Source organism: Flavobacterium sp. NPDC079362, from assembly GCF_050267765.1.
Taxonomy (GTDB): Bacteria; Bacteroidota; Bacteroidia; order Flavobacteriales; family Flavobacteriaceae; genus Flavobacterium; species Flavobacterium azizsancarii.
Genome location: NZ_JBNNFM010000035.1, coordinates 40,311 through 50,321, shown reverse-complemented (window position 1 = coordinate 50,321; position 10,011 = coordinate 40,311). Strand labels below are relative to the sequence as shown.

Annotated in this window: 11 protein-coding genes; 8 read left to right on the top strand and 3 right to left on the bottom strand. The window is 33.0% G+C overall.

Features of this window, described 5'->3' with window-relative positions:
- Together ACQKCJ_RS21060 and ACQKCJ_RS21055 are read right to left on the bottom strand one after the other, a co-directional pair.
- Positions 1 to 1,746: vWA domain-containing protein (locus ACQKCJ_RS21060; protein WP_427402863.1), on the bottom strand; the 1,746-nt coding region annotated here is incomplete at its 3' end.
- Between the two features lie 37 nt (positions 1,747 to 1,783).
- Complete coding sequence (locus ACQKCJ_RS21055; RefSeq protein WP_271337611.1) at positions 1,784 to 2,335, bottom strand: hypothetical protein; 552 nt, start codon at positions 2,333 to 2,335, stop codon at positions 1,784 to 1,786.
- Between the two features lie 500 nt (positions 2,336 to 2,835).
- Between ACQKCJ_RS21055 and ACQKCJ_RS21050 the strand changes: the two genes are divergently transcribed.
- The 7 genes from ACQKCJ_RS21050 (at position 2,836) to ACQKCJ_RS21020 (ending at position 9,319) form a co-directional block, all read left to right on the top strand.
- A complete protein-coding gene (locus ACQKCJ_RS21050; RefSeq protein WP_271337610.1) occupies positions 2,836 to 3,321 on the top strand; it encodes a SixA phosphatase family protein in 486 nt (161 codons plus the stop codon).
- Between the two features lie 6 nt (positions 3,322 to 3,327).
- Positions 3,328 to 5,403 (top strand): polyphosphate kinase 1, encoded by a 2,076-nt coding sequence (ppk1, locus tag ACQKCJ_RS21045; protein WP_271337609.1) that lies wholly within the window; start codon positions 3,328 to 3,330, stop codon positions 5,401 to 5,403.
- 40 nt (positions 5,404 to 5,443) lie between these two features.
- On the top strand, positions 5,444 to 6,334 hold the full coding sequence (locus tag ACQKCJ_RS21040; RefSeq protein WP_072964926.1) for a Ppx/GppA phosphatase family protein: 891 nt from the start codon (positions 5,444 to 5,446) through the stop codon (positions 6,332 to 6,334).
- Positions 6,335 to 6,483: 149 nt separating this feature from the next.
- Complete coding sequence (locus tag ACQKCJ_RS21035) at positions 6,484 to 7,065, top strand: TMEM175 family protein (protein WP_271337607.1); 582 nt, start codon at positions 6,484 to 6,486, stop codon at positions 7,063 to 7,065.
- Positions 7,066 to 7,082: 17 nt separating this feature from the next.
- Positions 7,083 to 7,643, top strand: a complete 561-nt coding sequence (locus ACQKCJ_RS21030) for a Crp/Fnr family transcriptional regulator (RefSeq protein WP_271337606.1) — start codon at positions 7,083 to 7,085, stop codon at positions 7,641 to 7,643.
- 62 nt (positions 7,644 to 7,705) lie between these two features.
- Positions 7,706 to 8,737 carry a saccharopine dehydrogenase gene (locus ACQKCJ_RS21025; protein WP_271337605.1) on the top strand — a complete coding sequence of 344 codons (1,032 nt, stop codon included), beginning with the start codon at positions 7,706 to 7,708 and terminating at the stop codon, positions 8,735 to 8,737.
- Between the two features lie 3 nt (positions 8,738 to 8,740).
- Positions 8,741 to 9,319: an NAD(P)H-dependent oxidoreductase gene (locus ACQKCJ_RS21020; protein ID WP_271337604.1), complete on the top strand. Its 579-nt coding sequence runs from the start codon at positions 8,741 to 8,743 to the stop codon at positions 9,317 to 9,319.
- A 73-nt stretch (positions 9,320 to 9,392) separates the two neighbouring features.
- Here the strand turns inward: ACQKCJ_RS21020 and ACQKCJ_RS21015 are convergent, their stop codons facing one another.
- Positions 9,393 to 9,767, bottom strand: coding sequence for a DNA polymerase III (locus ACQKCJ_RS21015; RefSeq protein WP_271337603.1), 375 nt, complete (start codon positions 9,765 to 9,767; stop codon positions 9,393 to 9,395).
- Between the two features lie 52 nt (positions 9,768 to 9,819).
- On the opposite strand from ACQKCJ_RS21015, the gene ACQKCJ_RS21010 reads away from it, so the two are divergent.
- Positions 9,820 to 9,993 (top strand): hypothetical protein, encoded by a 174-nt coding sequence (locus ACQKCJ_RS21010; protein ID WP_427402862.1) that lies wholly within the window; start codon positions 9,820 to 9,822, stop codon positions 9,991 to 9,993.
- The last annotated feature ends 18 nt before the right edge of the window (positions 9,994 to 10,011 follow it).

Here is a 10,011-nt window from a genome sequence, read left to right as displayed (position 1 = left end):
CGGCGCTTGGTTTTGTGCTGTTGTCAATCCGGCAGCATCACTACATTGCAGAGTTTTGTTAAGGGTTGTTGGAGCACTTGTCCATATTGGAGCTGTAGTATCTTGAATTGTAATAGTTTGCACCGCAGTAATGTCACCACAACCTGCCGAAACTTTAAAAGTTCGTGTTACTACTATCGGGCATGTGCCTGATACAGTGTCAGAATAGGATATGGTATAGGTGCCAATTGAAGCACTGTTTGGTAATGTTCCTCCTGCGGTTGTCAATTGAGCTAAAGTTATTGAAGTATTTGCCGTACTGTACACCAGTCCAGTAATTGCTGCAGTGCCACATCCAGCTATAGTACCATTTGCAGGTGCAGTGAGTGTCGCCGCAGGACTAATTGTAACAGTTGATCCAATCGAAGTTAATTCACAATTTGTAGCACCATTTTTTACTTTTACAGTATAAATCCCACTAGTCGTTGCAGTTAGTGTTGCAGCTGTTTGTCCGGCTATAACACTATTGTCTTTGTACCATACGTAAGTTGGTGAAGTTGCGTTTGTAGTAGCTGTTAAAGTAGTTGATCCACATGCTGTTAAAGTTCCTGTAATTACCGGTGCACAAGGTACAAAATAACTCGGACTACTGATAGCTTTTGAATCACTGGTGCAAGATGAATTTTGATAATTCAAAGTCGATGTACTTACAGTTTGATTTCCGCAGGCAGTTCCGGTTGGAGTTAATTCATAATTTAATGTAATCGTTTCTGAATTCAAAAAATCAGTATTCCATGTAATAACCTGACCGGATAAAGAAGCTGTTCCTTTAGTTGTAGTAATTGATCCTATGGTAAATCCCGGAATAATTGTTTCTTTCGTAATCAAACTTTGGGCCACCCATGATATTTGTGTTGCAATCTGATTGTAAATCGAAGTTAAGTTTGCTCCGGTTTGTGTAACGTAAGAAGCACTTCCTTGTATGCCGTCTAATGTGAATTTTGCAATATTTTGCTCGCTGTTATTTGTATTTACATTTCCGTTTAAACCTCCAAGAAGACCAACAGAAAATACCTGATTGTTATAAACGACATTTGATTTTGTAGTTGTTTTAGCACTTGTCCCGGCAGCAATAGCGTCAGTAACACATTGAGATGTTTTACTCGTGTTACAAGTTGTATTTCCGTTTGCACCTGTTGCATTAGTTACTCCATCTGTCAGTAAGATAATAGCTCTTGCGGTGCTGCAATCAAATCGGCCATTAGTGTCTAATTCCGTTTTAGATCTTACAATTCCTGCATAGATATTGGTTGAGTTGGTAGCCTTTAAAGCATTAATCTCATTCGTTATTGCTGTTACACCTGCAGCATCCAAATAAGTAAGTCCTATTTTTAAACTAGCAGTAGTAGTGTATGCAACAATTGCAATTCGGTTTTGAGGATTTGCTTTTGCCTGAGTAAGAAATGCTATTGCAGCATCTTTTGCATAATCCATAGAAGTTTTAAGACTTCCCGGAATAGTAAAAGCCATACTACCGGAAATGTCAATAGCTAGAATTACATCCGAATTTCGGGTAACTGGATTTGAACCCGTTATATCTATTTTTACATTTACGATCCCGCAATTAGTGGTATTTGCAGTAACGGTTTTATTGGTCGTTATTGTTTGAGCAAAGCCAATAAAAGAGGAAAGAAGGAAAAATACAATACAATGTATTTTTTGTGTGTCTCGTAAATAATTGCTGAAAGAGAGTAATAGTTTTTCCATGTTAAATTATTTTAAGGTCTTACTTGGTATATTTTGATTAATCATTAGCAGGGTTAATGATGTAAGTGTGTAAAACTGTATTGAAAGAATAATCCGCACAGTTTGTTGAAGTTGCAGTAACTTGATTGCAAGACCATTTTTGTAGTGTAGTGCCAGAAGGCAATGTTATGTGTATATAAAAATTGATAGATTGCCCCGCATTTAATGTGATTTCGCTAAGAGAATTTCTTTCAGAATCTATAAAATCAGTATTGATTATTACGTTGTTTGCTGTAGAAGTCCCGTCAGTATTAGCACAGGAAGCGTTGATGTTTTTACTACTAAAAACAAAAGTATCAGTAGAAGAGCTGTTGTTGGTGAGTACCATTGAGTAGTAAGTTCCGTCAGGCGGAGTACTTCTGATATTTCCATCATTTTCAACAACCAGTGTGCCGTTGCACGAACCAGATTGAGCAAGTGAAATGCTGGAGATTAAACAAAAGAGTATTGCAAATAGGTTTTTTTGAAAAATGTTATTTTTAAAAGAAAAAATAAACTTACAATTATGAACAAATTTCAATGCTTTTTCTAAAGTAGTTTTGGTTCTCATAGCTTAGTATTTTGGTTTATGATGTTTATCAAATTTTAACAGAATCAAAGTTATATACAGTGATTAATTTTGATTTTTTTTGTCCATAACTAACCTAAAAACTCGTTTAAGTGTAGAATTTTTGTTATAGAAAGCCAAAAAAAGCATTTTTATTTGTCATTTTTAACAAATAAAAAACCGTTGTATTTTTATTTTTTCGACTAAAAATCTAAAATATGAAACGGTTTAAATGATTAATAATCAACTATTTAGTTAAAATTTTACAAATTTGTATAATATCGACTAAGTGTTTATTTTAATAGATGAAGAACACTTGTCGTAAAAACAGCCCAATTTTAGAGTGATTGATTTTATCATTTTTAAAGATTGTTTATTCTTGTTAAAATTTGTATTAAATGTTAACAGAAATAAAAAAACGAGAGGGATTGATATTTCTTTTGTAAATTAGAAGTTCAATAAAAAAAGATTAACCTCCTAAGAGGTTTCTAAACCTGTCGCTTATGAAAAATTTAATTTTAATACGTCATGCTAAATCAAGTTGGGAAGCACCTCTTAAAGATTTTGATAGACCTTTAATGAAAAAAGGAATATTAGATGCACATGAAGTTTCATCGAATATTTCAAATTTCCTTCCTAAAACATATATAATGTGGAGTAGTACTGCCGCCCGGGCATCAGAAACCGCATTAATTTTTGCACAAAACATTTCGTATCCTATAGAAAGTATAGTTTATAAGGATGATCTTTATACTTTTGACGATAAACAATTGGAAAAGATTATCAAATCATGTGATAATAGTTTCGAAAGCGTTATTCTTTTCGGACATAACGAGGCTATTACAAATTTTGTTAATAAATTTGGGGATGTTTTTATCGAAAATGTTCCTACTTCTGGCTTTGTATCATTGCAATTTGATGCAGAAAGTTGGAATACTATAAATAAAGGTAAAACCCATAAAACAATTTTCCCCAAAGATTTAAAATAAAGAATAGTGTACGAACAGAAATATATCGATAGAGAAAAAAGCTGGTTAGCGTTTAATGCAAGAGTCCTTCAGGAAGCAGCAGACAACACCGTTCCGCTTTTAGACAGACTGCGTTTTGTTGGAATTTTTTCTAATAATTTAGATGAATTTTTTAGAGTCCGTTACGCTGCAATTCGAAGATTGAGCCTTTCCGGAATTTCTGGCGAAAAATACTTAGGAGGAGTTTCTGCCCATCAGTTAATTAAAGATATTACCGAAATTGTAATCCAGCAGCAATCAGAAAGTTTACGTATTCTGGGTAATATTGAAGCAGAGTTAGAAGCCGAAAATATCTTTATTATAAACGAGGATCAAATTACCGAAGATCAGAAAATCTTTCTTAAAGACTTTTTTGCTCAAAAATTAAGTCCCGAACTCGTTACGATTATCTTAAATGATTTAGCCGAATTTCCTATTCTAAAAGATACTTTGGGTTATTTGGCAGTTCGTTTAGAGATGAATACAAATGATGAAGTTCGTTATGCAGTTATCGAAATTCCAAAAACGATAAATAGGTTTGTCGTTCTTCCATCGCATGATGATAAACATTATGTCATTTTAATTGACGATGTGATACGTTATAATCTAAAAAATATATTTAATATTTTCGATTATAAAAGTGTTTCAGCACACATGATCAAAATTACCCGTGACGCTCAGTTAGACATTGATAGTGATTTGAGTAAAAGTATGCTCGAAAAAATTGCAACATCAGTAAAAGACAGGCGAATAGGAGAACCGGTACGTTTTATTTACGATAATTTAATCGAAAAAGATACACTGCATTTCTTTTTGGATAAAATGAAAATTGTGGAAACAGATAGTATTATTCCTGGCGGAAGATATCATAATCGTCGTGATTATATGAGCTTTCCAAACCTTGGGAGATACGATTTACTTTATAAACCAAACGAACCATTACCAATTCCGGGTTTAAGCCTGGGAGGAAGTATTCTCGAAAAAATCAGCAAAAAAGATTATTTATTACACGCACCATATCAGTCCTTTTCATACTTAACGAAGTTTCTACGTGAAGCAGCACTTGATCCTAAAGTAATGAGTATAAAAATCACTTTATACCGTTTAGCAAAGAATTCGCAAATCATTAGTTCGTTGATTAATGCAGCAAAAAACGGTAAAAAAGTAACCGTTCAAATTGAACTTCAGGCACGTTTTGATGAAGCATCTAATATCTCGTATGCAGAACAAATGCAAACCGAAGGTATTGATCTTATTTTTGGAATAAAAGGCTTAAAAGTACACAGTAAAATATGTGTCATAGAAAGAATTGAAGAAGGAAAAGCACGTCGATACGGATTTATTTCAACAGGAAATTTTAACGAATCGACAGCGAAAATTTATACAGACGTAACACTATTTACTTGTCATCAGGGAATTTTGAAGGATATTTCTAAAATCTTCGAATTTTTTGATATCAATTACAGAGTACACAGATACAAACATTTAATTGTATCGCCACATTATACACGAACAAAATTTATTAAACTAATAGATCGTGAAATTTTACATGCACTGGCCGGAAGAAAAACGCATATAAAGCTTAAAATGAATAGTTTGTCAGATTTTAAAATGATCGACAAATTATACGAAGCCAGTAATGCAGGAGTGAAAATTCAGCTTCAGGTAAGAGGAATTTGTTCGTTAATACCTGGAATACCGGGAATGAGCGAAAATATTGAAGCCATAAGTATTGTTGATAATTACCTCGAACATTCCAGAGTTTATATTTTTGGAAATGCCGGTTTGACCGAAGTATATATTTCGTCAGCTGATTTTATGACACGAAACCTTGATGGAAGAGTCGAAGTAACCTGCCCAATTTATGATCTAGAAATAAAAAAAGAATTAATAGATAATTTTAATATTGCCTGGAAAGGAAATGTTAAAGTAAGATATCATTCCTATAAATTAGATAACAAATACAAACCGCGAAATCATCATGCCCCATTTAGAGCTCAATTTGAAACCTATAAATATTATCAAAATAAAGTTTCAGTGTTAGAAGCAATTTCGCAGAAATAAAGTAATAAAATAAAGAATAATTTTCAAATCATAAGTGAGCATGATTAATATAAAGAAACTTGCAGCAATAGATATTGGTTCAAATGCCATGAGGCTTCTCATATCGAATGTTGTAGAACAAGAAGGCAAAGAACCTCAATTTAATAAGAGTTCGCTTGTTCGTGTGCCAATTCGTTTGGGACAAGATGCCTTTACAGTAGGAGAAATTTCAGAAGAAAATATAGATCGAATGGTAGATGCAATGAAAGCATTTAATCTTTTGATGAAAGTACATAAAGTAGAGCGTTATATGGCATTTGCCACTTCGGCAATGCGTGAAGCTTATAATGCCAAAGAAGTGGTGGCTTTGATTAAGAAGAAAGCCGACATAAAAATCGAAATTATCGATGGTAAAAAAGAAGCTGCTATTATTGCTTCGACTGATTTACATCATTTATTAAAAACAGACGAAACCTATCTTTTTGTAGATGTTGGCGGCGGAAGTACAGAGTTTACTTTGTTTTCTGACGGTAAGTTGATTAATTCCAGATCATTTAAAGCCGGAACAGTTCGTTTGCTAAATAATATGGTACATGATGTAGTTTGGGATGAAATCGAAAAATGGATTAAAACCAATACGGCAGATTATGAAGAAGTAACATTGATTGGTTCCGGCGGAAACATCAATAAATTATTCAAAATGTCAGGAAAGCAGCAAGAAAAGCCGCTTTCGTATATTTATATCAATTCGCAATATGCTTTTTTAAATTCATTGACTTACGAACAGAGGATTGCAGAGTTGGGATTAAATTCAGATCGTGCCGACGTTATTATCCATGCAACAAGAATTTATCTCAATGCAATGAAATGGAGCGGTGCACGCCAAATTTACGTTCCAAAAATTGGACTTTCTGACGGAATCGTAAAAGCAATGTATTACGGTAAAATTTAATTTTTAAGATATAAAAGAAAGAATTTTTTGCCACAAATTTCACGAACTAGCAGGAATTAATATTTCATCATTAAGAATAAAAAATTCGCGAAAATTTGTGAAATTCGTGGCGATTTTTTTTAATATTTGCTCAGAAAAAAATATAATAAATGAACAAAACAAGACTCGAAGCTTTTAGTGATGGTGTTTTAGCTATTATCATAACGATTATGATTTTGGAAATTAAAGTGCCTCAAGGACATGAATTTGCCGATTTAAAACCGCTTATAGCTAAGTTTCTAAGTTACATTTTAAGTTTTGTTTATGTTGGAATTTACTGGAACAATCACCATTATCTAATTCACGGAATGACTAAAATAAATGGTAAAATCCTTTGGGCTAATTTGCATTTATTGTTTTGGTTATCCTTAATTCCCCTTGCAACAGGCTGGATGGGAGAACATAATTTTGCAAAAGCCTCGATGACTTTGTATGGGGTTATATTGTTTTTGTCTTCAGTTGCTTATTTTATTTTACAACGGATTATAATCGTTAATGAAGGAGAAAATTCAGTATTGGCAAAAGCGATTGGCAGAGATTTAAAAGGTTATGTATCTTCTGTTTTGTATATTTTAGGAATCGTGTTTTCCTTTTATAGCGAATGGGTTTCAGGTGCTGCTTATTTCATAGTAGCATTGTTATGGCTTATTCCCGATAAAAGAATTGAAAAGGTTTTTGCTTCTAAAAATTAATCTATTCTGAATATATAATGAAATCAGTTTTTCAGTCCATTCAACATTTATCGCAAAACGAATTAGATCTTTTAGATGATTTAATTACTTTCCGACAACTTAAAAAAGGAGAATTATTATCAAAAGAAAATCAGGTTTGTAATGAAATCTTTTTTATCAAAAAAGGGATTTTGCGTTCGTATTTTTTCAACCATCAGGGAGATGAAATCACAAATTGTTTTGCTTTCGAAAATGAATTTATGGCTTCATTCTCCAGTTTCATAACACAAAATGTAGCCGAAGAAAACATTCAGGCTTTAGCTGATACGGAGTTACAGGTTATAAGCCGTGAAAGTCTGGGGAAACTTTATAAATTAGGTATTCATTGGCAGGGAATTGGGAGAAAGCTAACTGAAATGGAATATGTAGCTCTTCAAAAAAGAATGATTTCTTTTCAGAAATTATCCGGGACACAACGTTATGAAGAACTTTATAAGAACCATCAAAAATATCTTCAGCTCATTCCATTGCAATATTTAGCTTCGTATTTAGGCGTTACGCCAAGGCATTTAAGCAGAATCCGTAAAGCGATTTTATAGGACATTTGTCCGGTTATCAAAAGAGATCTCATTATTATTTTTGCTGAAAACAATATATAATAATGAGAAAAAATATTTTAGTAATTGGAGGAACCGGTTTAGTAGGTAAAGTCATATTGCGAATTCTTCAGACAAGAAATCCTGACTTTAACCTGTTTGTTGGAAGTCGTAAATTAGGAAAGACCAACAATGATTTGCTTATTGATGTTAACAATCCGGCAACTTTTGATTGTATTACAGATAATAAAATAGACCTGATTGTATTGTGTACAAAAGATGGTAACAATGAGATTTTAGAGTTTGCAATAAAAAGCAAATTAGATTATATCGATATTACAAAACCCACTCCGGATTTGACTCTTGCTTATAATTTAGCTAAAGCAAACAGACAGAAAATAAATAGCCGAATTGTTTTTAGCTCTGGTTGGATGGGAGGTATTGTAGGCAGTTTGATTGATTTTACAGAGCCGGAGAAGCATAAAATTCAGGAGGCAAATATTTATATTTATTATTCTGTAAAAGATCTGGCAGGGAAAAGTTCAGCTAATTTTTTAGCCGAAAATGTATGTAAACCATTCGTTGTTTATAAAAATAACAAACCACAAAATGTCAAACATTTTTTAGATTCCGAAAAATTTAACTTCACATTCGGAATTGGAAAACGTCAGGTGTATAACCTCGATGTTCCGGATTTATTTATTTTAAACCAGATAGAAAAAATAGCAACTGTTTCAGTTAAAATGACCTATAATTCTAAGTTTGTAACCAGTTTAATGGGCTATTTTCAATCTCTTAAGATTTTTAATATCATGTTTTTAAGAGAAAGGCAATTGCTTTTTGGCTCAAGCGGAAATGGCGATCAAACCATTTTTGAAGTAGTCATTAAAACTTTGGATAAAATAAAAAGAGTTAGCTTGCAAAGTAGTAAAGGCCAAGCCGAATTGACTGCTTTTTCTACAGTTTTACATGTCGAAAAGATGTTGAGTAAAACTTTATCGGATGGGATTTACTTTAGCCATCAAATGCATTCGTCGCAAGAAATTTATGAAGCCTTAAATAGTTATAGTACCATTAATCTTAAAATAAGCGAATAAGACATGAAAAAAATACTGATTATAAACGGACATCCAAATCCATCAAGCTTTAATTTTGCGTTAACTGATAGTTATAAAAAAGGAGCAATTCAGTCTAAAGCTCAGATAGAAACCATAACTATATCTGAATTGCAATTTAATCCGAATCTACAATTTGGTTATCAAAAACGAACAGAATTAGAACCGGATTTGTTAGATGCGTGGGAGAAAATTAAGAGAGCGGATCATTTAGTGTGGATTCATCCTGTTTGGTGGGGAGGTTTGCCTGCAATTACTAAAGGATTTATAGATAGGTTGTTTTTACCCGGAATGGCATTTCAATACCGCGAAAATTCTGTTTGGTGGGACAAATTGCTAAAGGGCAAAACAGCTCATATTATTACAACATTAGATCAGCCAGGCTGGTATTACAGATTGTTTTTTGGCAGGCCAAGTGTCAATCAATTGAAAAAATCTACTCTGGAATTCTGTGGATTAAAACCTGTGAAGGTTACTTATATTGGTGTTATAAAAATGGCTGATGAAACACAAAGAGCAAAATGGCTCAAAAAAGTTTTTGATTTAGGACTGAGTAATAAGTAAAATTAATAAATATGCCATTGATTGTTGTACTTACTTTGCTAGTTAAATATCGATCAGGCAGTTGTAAAAAAGATTAAGTAGTTAAATCCAATCCAAATGTAGAGCGTAAAAGGTCAAGATTTGGATTGATTTCTATCAAACGATTGTATCGATCCTGATCATTTAAACTTCTTTTACTTTCAATAGCTTCATTAACATTAATTTGAATTGTAATGTTATGATTGTGCAAATGTCCTTTCAAATGTCCTAAAAGACCATTAATCTGGCTTTCGAAATCCAGTTTAGAACCTTCATTTGGTAATTCAAGAGTAATGTTTGTTCCATCCAGAGTTGGGTCGTTAATTAATAATAACGCCTCCATGATTTTAAAACCTTTGTCACCCAGACGTTGTGCATATTTGTTCCATTCTACTAACATTTCAGTCTCTGTAAAGTCTTCTGTTGGCATTACAGAAGTTGGTTTTACATAAGCTCTGGTGCTGGCTTCGAGTTCTTTTTTCTTGCGAATACTGGATAATGAAAAAGCAGAAATTTTAGGTTCGCTGCTTACTTCAGGTTTTGGTGTTTCTGCTGTGGGAGCTTCAACAACTTCCTTATTTTTTGCAGTTTCAACTTCTGGTGCAGTTGTATTTGCAGTTTCAACTTTTGGAGTCTTAACTTCAACTATAGAATAACCGCCATTCTTATAATAA